Here is a 19,420-nt window from a genome sequence, read left to right as displayed (position 1 = left end):
CCACCCCGGCGGGAGCCGTACGTCACCAGACCCGGACCGCGCCCCCGCGGGCGAAGGCCGGGCTGGTGGCCTCCGGGGGGACCCGGGTCAGCGGTTCGGCGATCTCCGAGACCAGCGGGCCGTGCTTCGCCGCGAGGGCGTCCAGCCGGTCCAGGTCGAAGCCGTAGACCCGGGCCGCGTTGCCGCCGGCCATCGCCGCCACCTCCTCCCTCGGCAGGCCCGCGTACGCGATGCGCAGGCCCTCGCGGGAGAAGGGGGTGGTGCCCTCGTCGTGGGGGTAGTCGCTGCCCCACATGATCTTGTCCAGGCCGATCCGCTCCCGCAGCGGCACCTCGTGGGGGCGCATGAAGCTCGCTCCCACGAAGCAGTTGTCGCGCCAGACCTCGCTCGGGCCCTTGCCCATGGACTCGGCGAGGCCCGCGCCGAACTTGGACTCGGCCGTGGCCGAGGCCGCGACCAGGCGGCCGTGGTAGTAGTCCAGCATCTCCAGCACGCCCGGGATCCAGCCGGAGCCCTGCTCCGTCAGGACCAGCTTGAGCCCCGGGTGGCGGTGGAAGGCACCGCCGAAGATCAGGTGCCACAGTGCGCGGTGCGAGAACCACGTGGTCTCCACCATGAAGACGGCCCGGGCCGCCGGTTCGTCGCCGAGCGGCGGCGAGGCCGAGCCGCCGTGGTGGTTGACCGGGACGTCCAGCTCCTCGCACACCGCCCAGATCGGATCGTAAGCGGCCGAGTGGAGCTCGGGGACCGACGAGCCGGGCGGGACGCCCGGCAGCAGGATCCCGCCGGTCAGGCCTGCCTCCCGCGTGCGGCGGATCTCCCGTACCGCCTCGTCCACGTCGTTCAGCAGGATCTGCACCACGCCGGCCCGCCGGCCCGGGGCGTCCGCGCAGAAGTCGGCCAGCCAGCGGTTGTGGGCCTGGAGGCCGGCCCACCGCATCGCGTACTCCGCGGCCGTCGGGGGCTGGGCCATCAGGGAGGCCTTGGGGAAGAACGGCGGGATGGTGTTGGGGAAGACGACCTCGGCGACGATGCCGTCCGCCTCCAGCTCGGTGAGCCGCCGCCGGGAGTTCCAGTTGCGGTCCGCCGTGTCCGCGAGGAGGTCCTCGTACGGGTTCACGTACGTGGCGGCCCAGGCGTCGAAGTCCTCGTGGTACCGCTTCTCCAGGTACGGCTTGTAGTCGAGCAGGTCGGCGCCCGCGTGGCAGTCCGCCGAGATCACCGTGTAGCGGTCCCCCGTCATGACGAGACCCCCAGGACCGGGAAGTCGTTCTCCGTCAGCCAGTGCCGGCCCACCTCCCGCGAGCGCGCCCAGGAGGCCTCCACTGCCGCCTGGTCGGGGGACTGGCCGAGCTCCGCCGGCGTCGGCCCGATCCGGCGGGCGATCGGGGCCAGCCTGGCCGTGTCGAAGCCGAAGACCTCCGCCGCCGCCAGGCCCAGCATCCGCCGGGTCTCCGCGACCGGGATGTCGTGGAAGGTGGTGCGCAGCCAGGTGCGGGTGTCCGGCCAGGTGCCCTCGGGGTGCGGGAAGTCCGATCCCCACAGGATGTTGTCGACACCGATCTCGTAGCGCTGCGCCAGCTCGCGCCGCTTGGTGTTGGTGGCGCAGATGAAGACCTGGCGGTCCAGGTACTCGCTCGGCGGCCGCTTCAGCTCCGCGAACGGCGAGAGCTTCTTGCCGCCGTGCGCGCCCAGGTAAAGCCGGTCCATGAACCACAGCTGGTTCGGCAGCCACCAGCAGCCCGACTCGGCCACGCCGAACCTCAGCCCGGGATGCCGCTCGAAGACCCCGGACCACAGCAGGAACCACAGGGGGCGGGCCGGCCACCAGGTGACCTCGGAGACGTAGATGCCGAGGTGGTCCCCGTACTCGTGGCGGGGCGCGGCCCCGGAGTGGGTGACGACCGGCATCGCCGTCTCGGCCGCCGCCGCCCAGACGGGGTCGTAGCGGCGGTCGTGGTAGGGCGCCCGGTCCACCCACATGGACGGGATCATCAGCGCGCCCAGGCCGGACTCCTTCGCCCGGTGGATCTCGGCGACGACCTTCGCCGGTTCGCCGGTGATGGGCAGCAGCGCGACCCCGCAGTGGCGCTCGGGGTTCTGCGAGACGAACTCGGCGAGCCAGCGGTTGTGCGCCTGGGCGCCCGCCATGCCGAGTTCGGGGTCCTGGTCGCCGGAGAGGCCGAGGCCCACGCCGAAGGGGGCCGCGGTCTGGCTGTCGACGGCGTCCGCGTCGGGGAAGACGACCTCCGCGGCGACCCCGTCGCCGTCGAGTTCCTTGAGCCGCTGGGCCACGTCCCAGCCGCCCTTGAGGCCTTCCTCGTGGTCGTGGAACCACTTCTCGGCGAAGGCCTCGTTGCGGACGCCCAGGCGGGTGGCCTCCTCGCGGCGGGCATCGCGCTGACCGAGGAACTCGTCGAACTGCGGGTGGAACTTCCGCTCCAGGTAGGGGCGGTACTGCTCGGTCGGCAGGCCGGCGTGGCAGTCGGAGGAGATGATCAGGTACGGGTCTTCGTACCGGTCGTCGTGCGGGTCTTCGTGCGCGTCGTCGGACACGGCTGGGCCCCCTCAGTCGAGGATGAAGCTTTCCAGGTAGGCGGGGTTGGCCCGGTCGAGCATCGACTGCGACCGGGCGCGGATCTGCCGGTCACTGTGCTCGCTCGCCGGGAGCATCCAGAAACGGTCGGCGCGGATGCCGTCGACGACGTGCTCGGCGACCTCCTCGACCGGGGTGAACCGCACCTCCTGGCCGGCCTTGCGCATGGCGGCCTCGTACTGGTCCAGGGTGCGGTACGGGGTCCTGCGCGGCCGCTGCTTCGCGTACCGCTCGGGCCGGTTGCGGTGGGACTCCCACAGGCCGGTGCGCAGCATGTGCGGTCCGGGGAAGAGGACGGAGGCACCCACGGGGGCGCCCTCCGCCTTGAGGTGGGCGTACAGCGATTCGGTCATGGTGACCACGGCCGCCTTGGTGACGGCGTAGACGGAGGCGGTGGGCAGGGGCGCGATGCCGCCGTCACCGGAGGAGGTGTTGACGACGTGCCCCGGGCCGCCGCCGGCGATCATGCGGGGGACGAAGGCCTGGATGCCGTGGAAGACGCCCCACACGTTGACGGAGAAGGCCCATTTCCAGTCGTTGGGTTCGTGCTCCCACATCCGGCCTTCGGCGCCGGAGCCGACGCCCGCGTTGTTGCAGAGCACGTGGACGGCTCCGAAGGCCTCGTACGCGGCGTCGGCGAGCGCGCCCACGGAGTCGCGGTCGGAGACGTCCACGAGCCGGGCGAGGACGTCGGCGCCCTCCGCGGCGAGGTCGTCGGCGGCTTTGCGCAGGGCGCCCTCCTCCACGTCGGCGAGGACGACCTTGAGGCCCTCGGCGGCGAAGCGGCGGGCCATGGCGAGGCCGATCCCGCCGGCGGCCCCGGTGACGACGGCCACCTGTCCCGGTGCGAGCCGCATCTCAGGCACTCCCTTCCGGCGGACCGTCGAGGATCTGCATCGGGTCGTCGTAGCGCTGGTGGATGTACGGCAGCAGGGCCTGGGCACTGACCCGCTCGACGACCCGGCCCTTCTGGTCGGTGGTCTTCTCGCCGATGGTGATCTCCACGATCCGGCGTACGGGGAGGTCGGCCACGGGGTCGAACATCGACTCGCGGAGCACCACGTCACCGGTGATGTGCTCCAGCCTGCGCACCTTCTCGTTGCGGGTGCAGTGCACGAGGACCGGGTCGGCGTCGAAGCCCGAACCGTCGACGCCGGGAAGGAACTTGAAGTAGAAGTCGGTCCTGGTGGCGGGCTCGGGCAGCGGCAGCTCGCGGTCCACCGCGCCGCGCACCTCCACGAACGCGATGCCGTGCCGGGCGAGGGCGGCGCGTACGACGAGCCCCTCGCGCTCGACGGTGACCTCGCCCAGTTTCTTCGGCTCGCCGAACACCTCGCGGCCGCCGACCAGGGCGCGCTCGTGGGTCATCGGCATGACCAGCGGGTACCAGCCCTCGACCCCGCCGTGCCGGGCGGCGACCGCCACCGAGCCGGCGCCGAGCGGGTAGCCGGGGAGGTCGACGTTGCTGATGTTGGCCCGTACCAGGGGCCGCTCGGCGGGTTTCAGGGGCGGCGGCAGGACCGCCGCCACCACGTCCGGGTCGCTCTCCCACACCGCCACCACGCCGGTGGACCAGATGTCGGGGAGCCGGGAACTCTTCTCGCGCGACGCCGCGATCTCGGCCTCGGTGCGCGCTCCGTACCGTACGCGTGCCATCTCTCGCACCACCCTTCGGTCGGTTCTGTAACACAGTTACACCCCCGACGATGAAGGGTAAAGACCGCTGCACGGACCAGAACTGACGACTCGACAGATGGGCGGCCCCGGACGATGGCCAGAACCGCGCTGACCCGCGAGGAGGTCCTGGAGGCGGCCGCCTCCCTGGTCAAGCAGCACGGCCCGGCCGCCCTCACCATGCGCAAGCTCGCCGCCGAGCTGGGCACGGCGGTGACCTCCATCTACTGGCACGTCGGCAACCGCGAATCGCTCCTGGACGCACTCGTGGAACGGACCGTCGAGCAGATGGGCTCGATCCGGCCCGCCGGCCGCACCCCGGGCGAGCGGATCCTCTCCGTGGCGCGGACCCTGCGCCGCGAGCTGCGCACGCGCCCGCACCTGATCGCGATGGTCCACGAGCGCGGGCTCACCGAACGGATGTTCCTTCCGGCCCAGCAGGCGCTGGTGCACGAGGTGCACGCGGCGGGCTTGCGCGGCACCCGGGCCGCCGACGCGGTGCGCGCGATCCAGTTCCAGATCGTCGGCTTCGTCCTCGTCGAGCGCAACCGCGAGCGCTCCCCCGCGCAGTCCCCCGCCGAGGGCGACCTCTGGGACCCGGCCACCGCCCCCCACGATCCGCCGCTCGCCCGCGCCCTGGCCCGCCCGGCGGATCCGGAGCGGCTGTTCCTGCTGTCGACGCGGGCCCTCGTACGCTCCCTGCTGTCCCCGGACGCCCCGGTGCGCTGATGCGCCGTGAGCCGGCCACCGTCCCGGGCTCCGGTGTCAGTCGGGGCCGATATCCTCTGTGACCATGCTCGCCGACCGTACAACCGCAGAGACGTCGTGGCCGACCGCGTACCCGGAGGGGTACGCGGTCGTCGACGTGGAGACGACCGGGCTCGCTCGCGACGACCGGATCATCTCCGCCGCCGTCTACCGGCTCGACGCGCAGGGCAACGTGGAGGACCACTGGTACACCCTGGTCAACCCCCAGCGGGATCCGGGCCCGGTGTGGATCCACGGTCTGACCGGCGACATGCTCCAGGACGCACCGCTCTTCAAGGACATCGCCGAGGAGTTCTCGGGCCGCCTCGCGGACCGCGTGCTGGTCGCGCACAACGCCATCTTCGACTGGCAGATGATTGCCCGTGAGTACGCGCGGGCCGCCGAGACCGTGCCGGTGCGCCAGCGGCTGTGCACCATCGCCCTGTCGAAGGAGCTGAACCTCCCGCTGCCCAACCACAAGCTGGAGTCCCTCGCCGCCCACTTCGGCGTGGTCCAGCAGCGCGCCCACCACGCGCTCGACGACGCGCGCGTCCTCGCGGAGGCCTTCCGCCCTTCGCTGCACGCGGCGGCGCGGGACGGCGTACGGCTGCCCCTGCTGGAATGCCGGCCGCTGACGGAGTGGTCGGACTCCCCCGTCACCCCGCGGATCGGCTACCAGCCCTCGTACCGGGGCGGCAGTTGGCGGCCCTCGCGCAAGCGCCCGCCGTGCCCGCACCCGAATCCGGGCCGGTTCGAGGACGGCAAACCCCTCAAGCAGGGCATGCGGGTCGCCTTTTCGGGGGACACCTCGGTGGACCGGGAGCTGCTGGAGGACCGCGCGGTCGAGGCGGGCCTGCACATCGCGACGAGTGTGTCGCGGCTCACGAGCCTGCTCGTGACGAACGACCCCGACTCGGCGACCTCCAAGACGGTCAAGGCGAAGTCCTTCGGTACCCCGGTGGTCGACGAGGCGGCCTTCACCCAGCTGTTGCGGGACGTGGCTGCGGCAGACGGGTGAGCGTCGGGCGACTCGCCCGGCGCCCGCTTCTCCGGCCCGCTCCGCGGTCCCACCCTGTGGCGCATGGCACGTTGTGAGGTCTGCGGAAACGATTACGGAATGTCCTTCGAGGTGCACGCGCAGGGCGCGGTGCACGTCTTCGACTGCTTCTCGTGCGCCATCCACCGCATGGCGCCGATCTGCGAGCACTGCCGGGTGCAGATCATCGGGCAGGGAGTCGAGGTCGAGGGCCAGTGGTTCTGCGGGGCGCACTGCGCCCGCGCGGAAGGGAAGGTGGGCATCGTCGACCGCGTCTGAGGGGGCTCCCGCCCCCTCCGTCTCCCGACCCCGGACGGCCACCCGGCCGCCGGGGTCCGCGCGGCTGGGGGTACCGTCGTGGGCGTGTACCGCTTTGTGCTGACCCGGCAGTGGGTGTGCCTCACCCTCCTCGCCCTCGTCCTCATCCCCGTGATGGTCAGGCTGGGGTTCTGGCAGTACCACCGCCATGAGCACCGGGTCGCGCAGAACGAGCTGATCGCCTCGAACCTGACCGCGAAGCCGGTCCCGATGGCCCGGATGAGCTCCCCCGGCCACGTGGTGCCGCGCTCCGATTACTGGCGCGCCGTCACGGCCACCGGTACCTACGACTCCGCGCACGAGGTCGTCGTCCGGATGCGCACCTCCAACGACGACAAGGTCGGCTTCCAGGTCCTCACCCCGCTGGTGCTGGGCGACGGCCGGGTGGTGCTGGTCAACCGCGGCTGGGTGCCGGGCGGCGACGACCCCCGCGCCTACCCGCCGGTGCCGGCCGCGCCCACGGGCGAGGTGACGGTCACCGGCCGCCTGAAGGCCGACGAAACGAGCGGCGCCAGCGGCATCAAGGACCGCAAGGGCCTGCCGGAGCGCCAGGTGATGCTGATCAACAGCGCGCAGCAGGCGGAGTCCCTGGGCAAGCCCGTGCTCGGCGGCTACCTGGAACTGACCGCCCCCGTCCCGGCGGACGGGAAGCCCGAGCCGGTCGCCGAACCCGACCACGACTCGATCGGCCCGCACATGGCCTACGCCGTGCAGTGGTGGCTCTTCGCGTCGGCGGTTCCGCTCGGGTGGCTGGTCCTCGTACGGCGCGAGAAGCGCGACCGCGAGGCGGCGGCGGCCGCGGGCGGATCCCCCGAGCGGGAGCCGGCGGCGACGGCGTAGCGTGTCCGCATGGATCTTGGACTGAAGGACCGCGTCTACGTCGTCACCGGAGCCACCCGGGGCCTCGGCTTCGCCTCGGCGCGTGAGCTGGCGGCCGACGGCGCGAAGGTGATCGTCTCCGGCCGGGACGCGAAGCGCGCGCAGGACGCGGCGGCCGAGCTGGGCCCGAACGCGGTGGGCGTGGCCGCGGACAACTCCGACCCCGAAGCGGCGGCCCGGCTCATCGCCACGGCGAAGGAACGCTTCGGCCGCATCGACGGCATCCTCATCAGCGTGGGCGGGCCGGCGCCGGGCTGGGCCGCGGACAACACCGACGCCCAGTGGACCGCGGCGTTCGAGTCGGTCTTCCTGGGCGCGGTACGGCTGGCCCGGGCCGCTGCGGCCGAGCTGGGCGAGGGCGGGGTCATCGGCTTCGTCCTGTCGGGCTCGGTCCACGAGCCGATCCCCGGTCTGACCATCTCCAACGGCCTGCGGCCGGGCCTGGCCGGCTTCGCGAAGTCCCTGTCGGTGGAGCTGGGGCCGCGCGGGGTCCGGGTGATCGGGCTGCTGCCCGCCCGTATCGACACGGACCGGGTCCGGGAGCTCGACGCGCTGTCCGGAGACCCGGAGGGGACGCGGGCGGCCAACGAGGCCGGGATCCCGCTGAGGCGCTACGGCACTCCGGAGGAGTTCGGGCGCGCGGCGGCCTTCCTGCTCTCGCCGGCGGCCTCGTACCTGACCGGCATCATGCTCCCCGTCGACGGCGGCACCCGCCACGGCTTCTGAAGCGCCAACCCGGCCCCGGCGGTACGTGGCCCGACGTCACGTGACCCGGCGGGGCCGGTGGGCCCTGACCTCCAGGCGGGCCTCCGTCGGGAGCGCCGGGAGCGCGGCCGAGGTGCGGGCACGGGTCAGGACCGGGCCTTCGAGCGCGGCCAGCGCATCGGCCGGCACCGCGTACGGCTCCAGCTCCACCGCCACGCGCAGCGCCGGCGCCCCGCTCCTCCCCCGCAGCGCGACCCTGCACCGGGCCACCCCTTCCACCGCCCCCACCTCCGCGGCCACCGCCTCCTCCAGCGCCCGCCCCCGCAGCACCGCGAACGCCCCGTCGCCGGTGTCCACCAGCAGCGCCGCCGGCCGCGACCGCCGCAGCTGGGCGAGCAGCCACCACAGCGCGAGCAGGACGCACAGGACGAGCCCGGCCAGCTCGGCCCACCACCACCAGCCCTCGGCGTGCCAGTGGCTCCGCCGGGTGGCCTCCGCCAGCAGCGGCCGGTGCCGCCCGCCCAGCGGCCTCGACGCCGTCAGCACCACGACCCCGGCGGCCGCCAGCACCGCGCCCACCAGCCCGAGCAGAATCCGGTTCACCGTCCCCAGCACGCGTTCACCCCTTTCCCCCGACGGCGGCCCGGCTCACCCGGACCCGCATCGCCGGTGCGGCCTCGCCGGTCTCGGCCAGCCCCAGTTCCGCGATGCCGACGGCGAGCACCTCGTCCAGGTCGGCCCGTACGTCGTCCAGCTCGCGGAAGTGCGAAGCGGCGCGCACCGTGATGCGGGCGCGGCCGACCTTCACCCGCGCCGACCGCACCCCGGACACCTCCATCGCCCGGTCCCGCAGCACCTGCGCGGCGGCCTTGCGCCCGAGCCCCGCCCGTACGTCCGGACCGGAGACCCGCATGGGCAGGATGCCGCGCAGGCCCGGGGTCAGCGCCAGCACCATCAGCACCAGCCCGGCCGCCACCAGCACCCCGGCGCCCACCAGCACCCCGGTGTCCGCCGGGGTGTGCCGCGCCAGCCGGCCGACGAGCTCGCGCCGCCAGCGCATCCCCGGACGGTGGGCGCGTACCGCGGCGAGGTCGTACAGGAACAGCCCGGAGATCCCCAGCACCGCGAGTGCGGTCAGCGCTGCCGGAACGCGCCGGGCGGACCGGAACCGGCGGGGCCGGGCCCCGGGGGACCGCGTACCCGCCCTCACCGCAGCTTCCGGTCCCGTACGGCGGCGGAACGCGTCTGCACCGAGTGCAGGTGCTCGATGTCGATGTCGACCTCGGGCACCGCCATGCCAGCGCACTCCTCGATGCGGAGGGTGACGTTGCGGCGTACGGCCGCACACTGGGCGCCCAGGTCCGAGGGGTAGCCGAGCTCCAGGCTCACCCGCACCCGGGCGATGTCGTGGTGCACCGTCACCGTGGCGTGCGGCCCGGCCGCCCCCGCCCCGTCGGCCGGTCCGCCGGAAGGCTGCCCGGCCAGCGCCTCCCGCGCCGCCTGGGCCGCGATCTTGGCGACGACCCGGTCGGCGATACGGGTGGCTCCGCGGTCCGCGGGGGGTACCCGGGGCGGGGCCGCCCGCGGTGTGCTGCTCATCGAGGCCTCACCTGCCACGGTCGCGGGGACGGAAGAAGTCGCCGGGTTCCAGGTCCCCGTCCAGGAACCGGCCGACGACGAAGCCGATGGCACCGAGCGCCGCCACCAGCAGGAAGGCCCCGAAACCGCCGAAGTATCCGGCGAAGGCCAGCGCCATGCCGGCGAACATGCCGGCGACCGCCATCCTCATGGAGCCCTCCTCTACTGGAGCCGGGGCTCCGGCTCCTCGTCGGGCTCGTCGGGAAGCTTGACGTCGCTGACCGCGATGTTGACCTCGACGACCTCCAGGCCGGTCATCCGCTCGACCGCCGCGATGACGTTCAGCCGGACGGCCCGGGCCACGTCGCGGATCGCCACCCCGTAGTCGACGACGATCTCCAGGTCGAGGGCCGTCTGCACCTCGCCTACCTCTGCCTTCACGCCCCGGCTGACGTACGACTTCGCCCCGCCGGGGACGCGGTCGCGCACGGCGCCGAAGGTACGCGACAGCCCGCTGCCGCTGCCCATGGCGTGGACGCCGACCACCTCGCGGGCCGCGAGTCCGGCGATCTTCTCGACGACGCCGTCGGAGATGGTGGTGCGGCCGCGGTCGCCCGGGTCGCGTGCGGCGCCACCGGATACGGATTCGGTCATCGCGTGTCCCTTCGCGCGGATGGACTCACTCGCACCACGGTAAGCGCGGGGGCCCGGCAGCGCCCGGGACGACACCGGCGGCGCCGCCCTCCCGTGCGGTGACGGGGAGGGCGCCGCCCGGCCGGCAGCAGTCGGAAGGGGTCAGTCGGACAGGCCCGCGAGATCGCGCAGGCGGCGGGCCTGGGCGGCACGCTCGGCCGCGCGCTGGTCGTCGTAGGGGCGGGACAGGGCATCCCGGAGCAGGGCCTTCGTCTCAATCACCGCATCGCGCGCCGGGGCGAGCAGGGCGGGGGTGAGGTCCTGGACCGCGGCGTCGAGTTCACCGGCCGGGACCACCAGGTTCGCCAGTCCGACCCGCTCGGCCTCTTCGGCGTGCACGAAGCGGCCGGTGGCGCAGATCTCCAGCGCGCGGGCATAGCCGACGAGGGAGGTCAGCGGCTGCGTGCCCGCCAGGTCGGGCACGAGGCCGAGGCTGGTCTCGCGCATGGCGAACTGCACGTCGTCCGCCACCACACGGAGGTCGCACGCCAGCGCGAGCTGGAAGCCGGCGCCGATGGCGTGCCCCTGCACGGCGGCGATGGACACGATGTCGGGCCGCCGCCACCAGGTGAACGCCTCCTGGTACTCGGCGATGGTGGAGTCGAGCAGTTCCTCCGAACCGCGCGCCAGATCGAGGAAGGACGGCTCACCCTCGAAGCCCTCGGGGGTGAACGCCTGCCGGTCGAGTCCGGCGGAGAAGGACTTGCCCTCACCACGCAGCACCACGACCCGGACGGTGCCCGGCAGCGACCTTCCGGCCTCCGTCAACGCCCGCCAGAGCGCGGGGGACTGAGCGTTTCGCTTGGCCGGATTGGTCAGTGTCACCGTCGCGACCGTGTCGTCGACGGTGAGCCGTACGCCGTCCTTGTCGAGCAGAGCCATCTGGGTGCCTCCGGTGTGCAGTCGGGCCGCGATCTCGGCCTAAGTGACTGCACAGTAACCACCCGGGCGGCCGGATGGCCGACCGGGGGTCACCGAAGGAACCGCGGTGTGCGGTGTGGGCAGGCCAAAGTCATGCTCCCCGCACCCTGGCCTCGCGGCCGGGAGGCGGGTCAGGCCGTAGCCGCCTTCTTGCCGCGCGTCGCACCACCGCGACCACGCAGCACGACTCCGGACTCGCTGAGCATCCGGTGGACGAATCCGTAGGACCGGCCCGTTTCCTCGGCCAGCGCCCGGATACTCGCACCGGAGTCGTACTTCTTCTTCAGGTCTGCCGCGAGCTTGTCGCGCGCGGCGCCGGTCACCCGGCTGCCCTTCTTCAGAGTCTCGGCCACCCGTGCCTCCTCATGGGAAGTGCGCTCTGGACTTCTCATGATCACCCCTCCCCGGCTTCCTGGCCACCCATTCAGCAAGGTCGGTACGACGGCATTTCCCGAGGGGTGGACACCCGAGCAGAACGGAATCTCCCCCTCCGCTGCATGACGTCCGTCACACTTCCCGGCCCCCGCGGGAAACCACCAGGTCAGGGCGGGCGCCGCGGAGAGGCGGCAGCCCCGGGAACGCGCCGGGGCGGGCGCGGCCGGGGCCGTCGTACAGAGCGCAGCGGTACGAGACCGTCTCACTCAGATGATGGATCACGTCTGAGCCGAATGATCCATAAGGAACTGGATCAACCTCATCGGCGCGCGCGGGGCGACCTCAGGCGAGCGCGACGAGGTCCCGGTAGTCCGGGCCCCACAGGTCCTCGACGCCGTCCGGGAGCAGGATGATCCGCTCCGGCTCCAGCGCCTCGACGGCGCCCTCGTCGTGCGTGACGAGGATGACGGCGCCCTTGTACGTGCGCAGCGCGCCCAGGATCTCCTCGCGGCTGGCCGGGTCGAGGTTGTTGGTGGGCTCGTCCAGGAGCAGCACGTTCGCGGAGGAGACGACGAGCGTGGCCAGGGCCAGGCGGGTCTTCTCGCCACCGGAGAGGACTCCGGCCGGCTTGTCCACGTCGTCACCGGAGAACAGGAACGAGCCGAGCGTCTTGCGCACGCTGACCAGGTCGAGGTCCGGGGCGGAGGAGCGCATGTTCTCCAGGACGGTGCGCTCGGGGTCGAGGGTCTCGTGCTCCTGGGCGTAGTAGCCGAGCTTGAGGCCGTGGCCGGGGGTCACGGTGCCGGTGTCGGGCTTCTCCGTGCCGGACAGCAGGCGCAGCAGCGTGGTCTTGCCTGCGCCGTTGAGGCCGAGGATGACCACGCGGGAGCCCTTGTCGATGGCCAGGTCGACGTCGGTGAAGATCTCCAGGGAGCCGTACGACTTCGAGAGGCCCTCGGCGGTCAGCGGGGTCTTGCCGCAGGGCGCCGGGTCGGGGAAGCGCAGCTTGGCGACCTTGTCGGAGACGCGGACGGCCTCCAGGCCCGACAGCAGGCGCTCGGCGCGCTTGGCCATGTTCTGCGCGGCGACGGTCTTGGTCGCCTTCGCGCGCATCTTGTCGGCCTGCGAGTTCAGGGCCGCGGCCTTCTTCTCCGCGTTCTGGCGCTCGCGCTTGCGGCGCTTCTCGTCGGCCTCGCGCTGCTGCTGGTAGAGCTTCCAGCCCATGTTGTAGACGTCGATCTGGGACCGGTTGGCGTCCAGGTAGAACACCTTGTTCACGACGGTCTCGACCAGGTCGACGTCGTGGGAGATCACGATGAAGCCGCCGCGGTAGTTCTTCAGGTAGTCCCGCAGCCACACGATCGAGTCGGCGTCGAGGTGGTTGGTGGGCTCGTCGAGGAGCAGGGTGTCGGCGTCCGAGAACAGGATCCGGGCGAGCTCGACACGGCGGCGCTGACCGCCGGAGAGGGTGTGCAGCGGCTGGCCGAGCACCCGGTCGGGCAGGCCGAGGGCGGCCGAGATGGTGGCGGCCTCCGACTCGGCGGCGTAGCCGCCCTTGGTCAGGAACTCGGTCTCCTGGCGTTCGTACTGGCGCAGGGCCTTGTCCCGGGTGGCGCCGGAGCCGGTGGCGATGCGCTCCTCGTTCGCCCGCATCTTGCGCAGCAGGACGTCCAGACCGCGGGCCGAGAGGATCCGGTCGCGGGCCAGCACGTCGAGGTCGCCGGTACGGGGGTCCTGCGGGAGGTAGCCGACCTCGCCCGAACGGGTGATGGTGCCGGCGGCGGGCTGTCCCTCTCCCGCGAGGCACTTGGTCAGGGTGGTCTTACCCGCTCCGTTGCGGCCGACCAGGCCGATGCGGTCGCCCTTGGCGACGCGGAAGGAAGCGGACTCGATGAGGACGCGGGCGCCGGCGCGCAGCTCGATGCCGGTGGCGGTGATCACGGAAATACTCCAGGGCGGTGGGGACGGCGGAAGGGGGGCGGGACGCGAGCTTCGACGCCGCTAATCCGCGAGGAGATTTGCCATGCGATTCATTCTACCGGGGGTGCGCAACCACTTTCCGGGCACGCGGGCCGGGGGAGGGCGCGCCCGCGCCCGCCCGCACGGACCGGCCCGGCGGGCCGGGGCGCATATCGGCGCAGAGCAGGTGATACTCGCCGCAGAGGCGGCCGTGTGCGGGCCACGTGCAGAGCATGCGCAAGCGAGGGCGGTGCGGGATGCAGTTCGACGACGACGCCGATCTGGACACCTCCGAGGTCAGCGATCAGCGCGGCAGCCGCATCCCCGGCGGCCGGGCGACGATCGGCGGCGGCATCGCGGGGCTGATCGCGCTGGTCCTCGGGATCATCTTCGGTGTGAGCCCGGACCAGCTGGGGCTGTCCTCGGGCAACCCGGAGCCGCGGACCACCTCCTCCGGCCTCAGCGAGGTGCAGCAGTCCTGCCGGAAGGGGCGGGACGCGAACGCGCGGGAGGACTGCCGGCTGGTGGCGGTCGTCAACAGCACGCAGGACTTCTGGCGCCAGGAGTTCGCCCGCCGCGGCGGGACGTACACGCCGGCCTCCACGGTCTTCTTCACCGGCCGGGTGAACACCGCCTGCGGCGCGGCCACCTCGGCGGTCGGCCCGTTCTACTGCCCCTCCGACCGGAAGGTCTACCTGGACCTGGGCTTCTTCGAGCAGCTGCGGACGCAGTTCGGTGCGAGCGGCGGCCCCTTCGCCCAGGCGTACGTCGTCGCGCACGAGTACGGACACCACGTCCAGAACCTGACGGGCACGCTGCGCAGGGCCCAGGACGGTCAGCAGGGCGCGAACAGCAACGCCGTCAAGGTCGAGCTCCAGGCCGACTGCTACGCCGGGGTGTGGGCGCACAACGCGACGCGGACCCCGGACGAGTCCACGGGCAGGCCGCTGATCACCGCCCTCACCGACCAGGACATCCGGGACGGCCTGGACGCGGCCGCCGCGGTGGGCGACGACCGGATCCAGGAGAAGTTCCAGGGCCGGGTGACCCCCGAGTCCTGGACGCACGGGTCGGCCGCGCAGCGCCAGCAGTGGTTCTACCAGGGCTACCGCACCGGCGACATGACCCAGTGCAACACCTTCCGCTGACGGCCCTCCCCCGGGTCGTCGGCGGCGCCTGCCATGCTGTGACGTGGATCACATTCGCGAGCACGAGAAGGAGTGACCGTCATGGCAGGCGTTCCGTCCATCTTTCCGACCCTGCTCTACCGCGACGCCAAGTCCGCGATCCAGCAGCTGACGGAGGCGTTCGGATTCACCCAGGTCGCCGTCTACGAGGGAGAGGACGGCGCCGTGATGCACGCCGAGCTCTCGTACGGGAACGGCGCCGTCATGCTCGGCAGCAAGGGCCGCGGCGGCGTCTTCGACAAGGCCATGGAGGGCGCCGGCCCGGCCGGCGTCTACGTGGTGGTCGACGACGTGGACGCGCACCACCGCCGCGCCGCCGAGCACGGGGTGGAGATCCTCATGGAGCCGACCGACCAGGACTACGGCTCGCGGGACTACACGGCCCGCGACGCCGAGGGCAACATCTGGAGCTTCGGCACCTACGCACCGCAGGTCTGACCCGCCCGGCGGGGGCTACGCCCCGCCGGTGTGGACCTGGAAGGCAGCCCGGCGGACCGCCTTGGCCAGGGCCGGATCGGGGTGGGCGGCGGCCAGCGCGACCAGGACCTGCACGGTGCGCGGGTGGCCGACCGCCCGGACCTCGTCCAGCAGGCGGGGAACGGTGGTGCGGACGGCCGAGTCGAGGTGGCGCGCCAGCAGGTCCGCCTCGCCGTGGTCCGCGATGGCGGCGGCGGTGTCCACCCAGAGCCAGGTCGACTCCTCCGGGGTGAGCACGTCCTGGGCCTCGTCCGGATCCACCCCGTCGTGTTCGGCGAGCCAGAGCAGGGCGTACGGCCGCAGCGCGGGCTCGCGCACGGCGGCCCGCACGTCCGGCTCGGCCGGGGCGCCGACCACGCGCAGCGCCTCGAAGGCGAGGCCGCGCAGCAGGGCGTCCTCGCCGCGGGCGGCCTGTAGCAGCTCGCTGACGGCGTGTCCGACGGGCCGGGCGGCGAGCCACGCCTGGTACTCGGCGCGGGCCGGGCCCGGGGTGAGCCGGGCGCAGCCGTGCAGCATGGCGGCGGCGGACTGCTCGATGTTCCCGGCGGGGCTCTGGGCCGCCACGCAGATCTGCTCCAGCTTGACCCAGACCGCCCAACTCCCGAGCGGGGTCAGGGCGGCCTGCGCGGGCCCGAGGGTGACGGCGTCCACGGCGGCGAGCCCGCCGAGCGCCCAGCGCAGCAGCCGGGCGAGCGGGAAGGGAGCCGCGGGCCCCCCGGACGGCTCGGCCGCCGAGGCGTCGCGCGCGGGGGCGTCGTAGGGCACCTCGCACCGCTCGTCGCGCAGTTCGGTCACGCGCTGGCCGAGCAGGTCGAGCAGGTCGGGGACGGTCACGGGCCCGGCGGACAGCTGGAGCAGGGACAGCAGTTGCGGCATCGCCTCGACCACCTCGGCGACGGCCGCGGGGGCGATGTCGGCGGGGGCCGGGTGGACCAGCGACCAGGCGTCGAACAGGGCGACCCAGCCGCGCAGTACGGCGCTGTCGTCGCGGTCCCAGGCGCGCAGCCGCCAGCCGGGCCGGGCGTGGCCGCCGTGCACCTCGACGAGGCCGGCGAGCCGGGCACGGTCCCAGCCGGCCCTGATCTGTCCGTGCGTCAGGTGCAGTTCGGCCGCGGCGCGTTCGACGTCGGAGGCGGGCAGCGCTCCCGCCGGGGCGGGCCGGGCTCCGTCGCCGCCGCCGAGGTGGAGCTCGGCCCAGCGGGCGAGCCGTACGGCGTGGGTGAGCGAGGCCCGTGCCCGGTCGGCCAGTTCGGCCGTGGCGGGGGTGCCCGCCGGGGGCCGGGAGGCGGGCCGGGGGCGTCGGTCGGTCACCGCCTTGCGGGCCGTGGCGACGGACCGCGGGGAGACGAGTCGGAGTCTGGAGTCGCGAGCCAACTGCTCATCAGGCTTTCGGGACGTCACGGAAGCAGTCTCGCCCGTCACTGGCCGAAAGCCCAAACGGAACCGGCCGTTTTCACGAGCCCCCGGAGGGACAGACCGGGGCAAGGCACCCTCCCCGCCCCGTCCGGCACACGGCCTTCACATGAGAGGGGTGAGGAAGCGCCGCAAGGCTTCCTCGTACTGCGCCGGATCCGCGTTCCACATCGCCCCGTGCGGGGCCGCGCGGACGGTCTTCAGGGTGACGAGGTCGGGACGTGCGGCGGCCAGCCGGCGCGAGGGCTCCCAGGGGGCGAGCGTGTCGTCCGGGCCGTGGAAGACCAGCACGGGGACGCGCAGGGCGCGGGGGTCCGCCCCGGGACCGGTGCGGTCGGCGCGGAGCCCGGCGCGCCCCTCGGCGGCCCGCACCGTGAACGGCAGCAGCGCGGCCGGGGTGCGGCGCGCGGCGGCGAGGGCGCGCAGGGTGGTGTGCCAGTCGAGGACGGGCGAGTCCAGCACCAGGCCGCAGATCCGGTCGGCCAGGGCGGAGCGCTCGGCGGCGTGCAGGGCCATGGCCGCCCCCGTGGACCAGCCGTGCAGGACGACGCGCCGGGCGCCGTAGCGCAGGGCGTAGCGGATGGCGGCGTCCAGGTCCCGCCACTCCGATGCGCCGAGGTGGCCGAGGCCGTCCGGCGGGGCGGGGGCGCCGAGGTCCCCGCGGTAGGCGAGGTCGAGCACGGGCAGCCGGTGGCGGTGCAGGAAGGGCATGACCGTCATCGGGTGCTCGCGGGTGGTGCCGAGCCCGTGCACGGTGATCACCCAGGTGTCGCGGGCGGCGGGGACGAACCAGGCGGGCAGGGCGCCGAGCTCCCCGGGGACGTCCACGTCGGCGTGGTCGAGCCCGAGGGCGGTGCGCGGGTTGCCCACGTGGACCTGCGGGGTGAGGGTGACCCGGGTGCCGGGGTCGAGGGCGCCGTGGGTGACGGAGAGGAGCCGGCGCACGACGGTGTCGGGTTCGTGCGGGACCCCGTCGAGTACGGGCCCGACGACGGCGTGCACCCCGGGCGCGTCCAGCCCGTACGTGCCGGGGCGCAGGGAGGCCAGGGAGCGGGTCAGGGCGACGCGGCCGGCTGCGGTGGAGTGGACGCTGAGCCGGGGTCCGCCGGGCAGCGGCCGGCCGGGCCGGGGCCGCAGGGCGGCGTCGGCGGCGTACCGGCCGGCCGCGATCACGGCGGCGCCGGCGCCGAGGAGGGCGGTGGTGACGGCCCCGGCCGTCGCTGTGGCGGTACGCACCGCTCCAGTGTCGGGGCGGGAGCGCGGGCGGGCCACTGGAGCGGAAGGTTCCGGAAGCGGCCCGGAGAGGCTCCGCACCTGCTCCGAAAGCACCCGCGCCCGGCCTTCCGCCGGAGTGATCTAGATCTCTTCCGGGAGCCCCCGGGGCGGGTTCCGCGGGTCCGGGACACCTCCGGAAGGGTCCGTTCACCCGGCTTTGACGTGCATTAATGGCGATATCCACGACGGAAACCGGACGAACCAGGCCGTCCACGACCGGGCCGGTACACCACTCCGACCGTGTCAGTTCATCTTCCGTTCACTCAGGTTGCCTACGGTCGCCGAGCCACTGACGCCAAACAGAAGCCTGGGTAAATGGAGCACATAACGCTTCTCCTCGGGATCGTGATCATCACCGCTCTCGTGTTCGACTTCACGAACGGTTTCCACGACACAGCCAACGCGATGGCCACCACCATCTCGACCGGCGCCCTCAAGCCCAAGACGGCGGTGGCCATGTCCGCCGTGCTCAACCTCGTCGGCGCGTTCATGTCCGTGGAGGTCGCCAAGACGATCTCCAAGGGCCTGGTCAACGAGGAGGGCATCCAGCCCGAAGTGATCTTCGCCGCCCTGGTCGGCGCGATCCTCTGGAACCTCGTCACCTGGCTGGTCGGGCTCCCCTCCAGCTCCTCCCACGCCCTGATGGGCGGCCTGATCGGTGCCGCGGTCGCCTCTGCCGGCCTCGGCGCGGTCAACGGCAGCGTCGTGGTCACCAAGGTGCTCATCCCCGCCGTCGCCGCCCCGATCGTGGCCGGCGTGGCCGCGATGCTGGCCGCCAAGGTCACGTACAAGCTCGGCGGCAAGGTCGGCGGAAAGACCGCCACCAAGGGCTACCGCGCCGGACAGATCGCCTCGGCCGGCCTCGTCTCCCTCGCGCACGGCACCAACGACGCGCAGAAGACGATGGGCATCATCACGCTGGCCCTGGTGGCCGGCGGCGCCCTGGACTCCGGCGCGAACCCGCCGGTCTGGGTCATCGTCTCCGCCGGCATGGCCATCGCCCTGGGCACCTACCTGGGCGGCTGGCGCATCATCCGCACCATGGGCAGCGGCCTGACCGACCTCCAGCCGCAGCAGGGCTTCGCCGCCCAGACCTCGGCCGCGAGCGTCATCCTGGCCTCCTCCAACCTCGGCTTCTCCCTCTCCACCACCCACGCGTGCTCCGGCGCCGTCATGGGTGCGGGCCTGGGCCGCAAGGGCGGTGTGGTCCGCTGGTCCACCGCCACCCGCATGTTCATCGCCTGGGGCCTGACGCTCCCCGCCGCGGCCGTGGTCGCCTCCGGCGCCGAGTTCGTCATGCGGACCGGTGACATCGGCGTCGCCGCCGTCGCCGTCTTCCTGATCGGCGCCTGCGCCGGCATCTGGCTGATCTCGCGCCGCCAGGTCGTCGACCACCACAACGTCAACGAGACGCAGACGGCCGCCGCCGAGGAGCCGGGTGTCGTCACCACGGCCATGGCCGCGGTCACCGTCCCGCCGACCACGGCCGCCGCCACGGCTGCCGCCGTGACCGACGAGGACCTCAAGGCCACCATCCCGGCGGCCGCCCAGACGACCCCCGCGGCTCCGGCCGCCGCGGTCTGACCC

The 19,420-nt window shown here is 73.2% G+C and carries 22 protein-coding genes; 8 read left to right on the top strand and 14 right to left on the bottom strand.

From position 1 onward, the window contains the following. Positions 1 to 22: 22 nt before the first annotated feature. From ABZ128_RS17800 to ABZ128_RS17785, 4 genes are read right to left on the bottom strand one after another with little or no spacing between them, the layout of a single operon-like run. The gene (locus ABZ128_RS17800; protein ID WP_356849338.1) at positions 23 to 1,243 is read right to left on the bottom strand and encodes an amidohydrolase family protein; all 1,221 of its coding nucleotides are present in this window, start codon (positions 1,241 to 1,243) and stop codon (positions 23 to 25) included. Next, positions 1,240 to 2,556: an amidohydrolase family protein gene (locus tag ABZ128_RS17795; RefSeq protein WP_356849336.1), complete on the bottom strand. Its 1,317-nt coding sequence runs from the start codon at positions 2,554 to 2,556 to the stop codon at positions 1,240 to 1,242. The genes ABZ128_RS17800 and ABZ128_RS17795 overlap by 4 nt, the downstream gene beginning before the upstream one ends. A 12-nt stretch (positions 2,557 to 2,568) precedes the next feature. Beyond that, entirely contained in the window at positions 2,569 to 3,453 is an 885-nt protein-coding gene (locus tag ABZ128_RS17790) for an SDR family NAD(P)-dependent oxidoreductase (RefSeq protein WP_356849335.1), read from the bottom strand. A gap of 1 nt (position 3,454) precedes the next feature. Continuing rightward, entirely contained in the window at positions 3,455 to 4,252 is a 798-nt protein-coding gene (locus ABZ128_RS17785; protein ID WP_356849334.1) for an acetoacetate decarboxylase family protein, read from the bottom strand. Positions 4,253 to 4,366: 114 nt separating this feature from the next. Between ABZ128_RS17785 and ABZ128_RS17780 the strand changes: the two genes are divergently transcribed. From ABZ128_RS17780 to ABZ128_RS17760, 5 genes are all read left to right on the top strand, one after another. Next, entirely contained in the window at positions 4,367 to 4,999 is a 633-nt protein-coding gene (locus ABZ128_RS17780) for a TetR family transcriptional regulator (protein WP_356849333.1), read from the top strand. A 58-nt stretch (positions 5,000 to 5,057) separates the two neighbouring features. After that, the gene (locus ABZ128_RS17775) at positions 5,058 to 6,035 is read left to right on the top strand and encodes a DEDDh family exonuclease (protein ID WP_356849332.1); all 978 of its coding nucleotides are present in this window, start codon (positions 5,058 to 5,060) and stop codon (positions 6,033 to 6,035) included. 63 nt (positions 6,036 to 6,098) lie between these two features. Further along, on the top strand, positions 6,099 to 6,332 hold the full coding sequence (locus ABZ128_RS17770) for a hypothetical protein (protein ID WP_150210515.1): 234 nt from the start codon (positions 6,099 to 6,101) through the stop codon (positions 6,330 to 6,332). 84 nt (positions 6,333 to 6,416) lie between these two features. Continuing rightward, entirely contained in the window at positions 6,417 to 7,211 is a 795-nt protein-coding gene (locus tag ABZ128_RS17765; protein ID WP_356849330.1) for an SURF1 family protein, read from the top strand. A 9-nt stretch (positions 7,212 to 7,220) separates the two neighbouring features. Further along, entirely contained in the window at positions 7,221 to 7,976 is a 756-nt protein-coding gene (locus ABZ128_RS17760) for an SDR family oxidoreductase (protein WP_356849329.1), read from the top strand. Between the two features lie 36 nt (positions 7,977 to 8,012). Here the strand turns inward: ABZ128_RS17760 and amaP are convergent, their stop codons facing one another. The 8 genes from amaP to ABZ128_RS17720 all read right to left on the bottom strand — a co-directional run bounded on the left by amaP (position 8,013) and on the right by ABZ128_RS17720 (position 13,463). Continuing rightward, on the bottom strand, positions 8,013 to 8,570 hold the full coding sequence (gene amaP / locus ABZ128_RS17755) for an alkaline shock response membrane anchor protein AmaP (RefSeq protein WP_356849328.1): 558 nt from the start codon (positions 8,568 to 8,570) through the stop codon (positions 8,013 to 8,015). 4 nt (positions 8,571 to 8,574) lie between these two features. Next, complete coding sequence (locus tag ABZ128_RS17750; RefSeq protein WP_356849327.1) at positions 8,575 to 9,165, bottom strand: DUF6286 domain-containing protein; 591 nt, start codon at positions 9,163 to 9,165, stop codon at positions 8,575 to 8,577. Then, a complete protein-coding gene (locus tag ABZ128_RS17745) occupies positions 9,162 to 9,554 on the bottom strand; it encodes a hypothetical protein (protein ID WP_356849325.1) in 393 nt (130 codons plus the stop codon). The genes ABZ128_RS17750 and ABZ128_RS17745 overlap by 4 nt, the downstream gene beginning before the upstream one ends. A 7-nt stretch (positions 9,555 to 9,561) precedes the next feature. Further along, positions 9,562 to 9,744, bottom strand: coding sequence for a hypothetical protein (locus ABZ128_RS17740; RefSeq protein ID WP_356849324.1), 183 nt, complete (start codon positions 9,742 to 9,744; stop codon positions 9,562 to 9,564). Positions 9,745 to 9,755: 11 nt separating this feature from the next. Next, positions 9,756 to 10,187 (bottom strand): Asp23/Gls24 family envelope stress response protein, encoded by a 432-nt coding sequence (locus ABZ128_RS17735; RefSeq protein ID WP_356849323.1) that lies wholly within the window; start codon positions 10,185 to 10,187, stop codon positions 9,756 to 9,758. Positions 10,188 to 10,328: 141 nt separating this feature from the next. Then, positions 10,329 to 11,108, bottom strand: a complete 780-nt coding sequence (locus tag ABZ128_RS17730) for an enoyl-CoA hydratase/isomerase family protein (protein ID WP_356849321.1) — start codon at positions 11,106 to 11,108, stop codon at positions 10,329 to 10,331. Positions 11,109 to 11,278: 170 nt separating this feature from the next. Then, positions 11,279 to 11,500 (bottom strand): helix-turn-helix domain-containing protein, encoded by a 222-nt coding sequence (locus ABZ128_RS17725; RefSeq protein ID WP_054222696.1) that lies wholly within the window; start codon positions 11,498 to 11,500, stop codon positions 11,279 to 11,281. Between the two features lie 364 nt (positions 11,501 to 11,864). Further along, the gene (locus tag ABZ128_RS17720) at positions 11,865 to 13,463 is read right to left on the bottom strand and encodes an ABC-F family ATP-binding cassette domain-containing protein (RefSeq protein WP_356849319.1); all 1,599 of its coding nucleotides are present in this window, start codon (positions 13,461 to 13,463) and stop codon (positions 11,865 to 11,867) included. 275 nt (positions 13,464 to 13,738) lie between these two features. Between ABZ128_RS17720 and ABZ128_RS17715 the strand changes: the two genes are divergently transcribed. Together ABZ128_RS17715 and ABZ128_RS17710 are read left to right on the top strand one after the other, a co-directional pair. Continuing rightward, on the top strand, positions 13,739 to 14,629 hold the full coding sequence (locus tag ABZ128_RS17715) for a neutral zinc metallopeptidase (RefSeq protein WP_356849318.1): 891 nt from the start codon (positions 13,739 to 13,741) through the stop codon (positions 14,627 to 14,629). Between the two features lie 81 nt (positions 14,630 to 14,710). Next, positions 14,711 to 15,106: a VOC family protein gene (locus tag ABZ128_RS17710; RefSeq protein WP_356849316.1), complete on the top strand. Its 396-nt coding sequence runs from the start codon at positions 14,711 to 14,713 to the stop codon at positions 15,104 to 15,106. A 15-nt stretch (positions 15,107 to 15,121) separates the two neighbouring features. On the opposite strand, the gene ABZ128_RS17705 is transcribed toward ABZ128_RS17710, so the two are convergent. Both ABZ128_RS17705 and ABZ128_RS17700 read right to left on the bottom strand, forming a co-directional pair. Beyond that, the gene (locus ABZ128_RS17705; RefSeq protein WP_356849365.1) at positions 15,122 to 16,456 is read right to left on the bottom strand and encodes a hypothetical protein; all 1,335 of its coding nucleotides are present in this window, start codon (positions 16,454 to 16,456) and stop codon (positions 15,122 to 15,124) included. 207 nt (positions 16,457 to 16,663) lie between these two features. Next, on the bottom strand, positions 16,664 to 17,794 hold the full coding sequence (locus ABZ128_RS17700) for an alpha/beta fold hydrolase (RefSeq protein WP_356849315.1): 1,131 nt from the start codon (positions 17,792 to 17,794) through the stop codon (positions 16,664 to 16,666). A gap of 354 nt (positions 17,795 to 18,148) precedes the next feature. Here ABZ128_RS17700 and ABZ128_RS17695 point away from each other — a divergent pair, with 354 nt between their 5' ends. Further along, on the top strand, positions 18,149 to 19,417 hold the full coding sequence (locus ABZ128_RS17695) for an inorganic phosphate transporter (protein ID WP_356849313.1): 1,269 nt from the start codon (positions 18,149 to 18,151) through the stop codon (positions 19,415 to 19,417). Positions 19,418 to 19,420 lie beyond the last annotated feature (3 nt).

The organism is Streptomyces sp. NPDC006326, from assembly GCF_040612915.1.
Lineage (GTDB): Bacteria > Actinomycetota > Actinomycetes > Streptomycetales > Streptomycetaceae > Streptomyces.
This window is presented reverse-complemented; position numbering and strand designations above follow the sequence as displayed.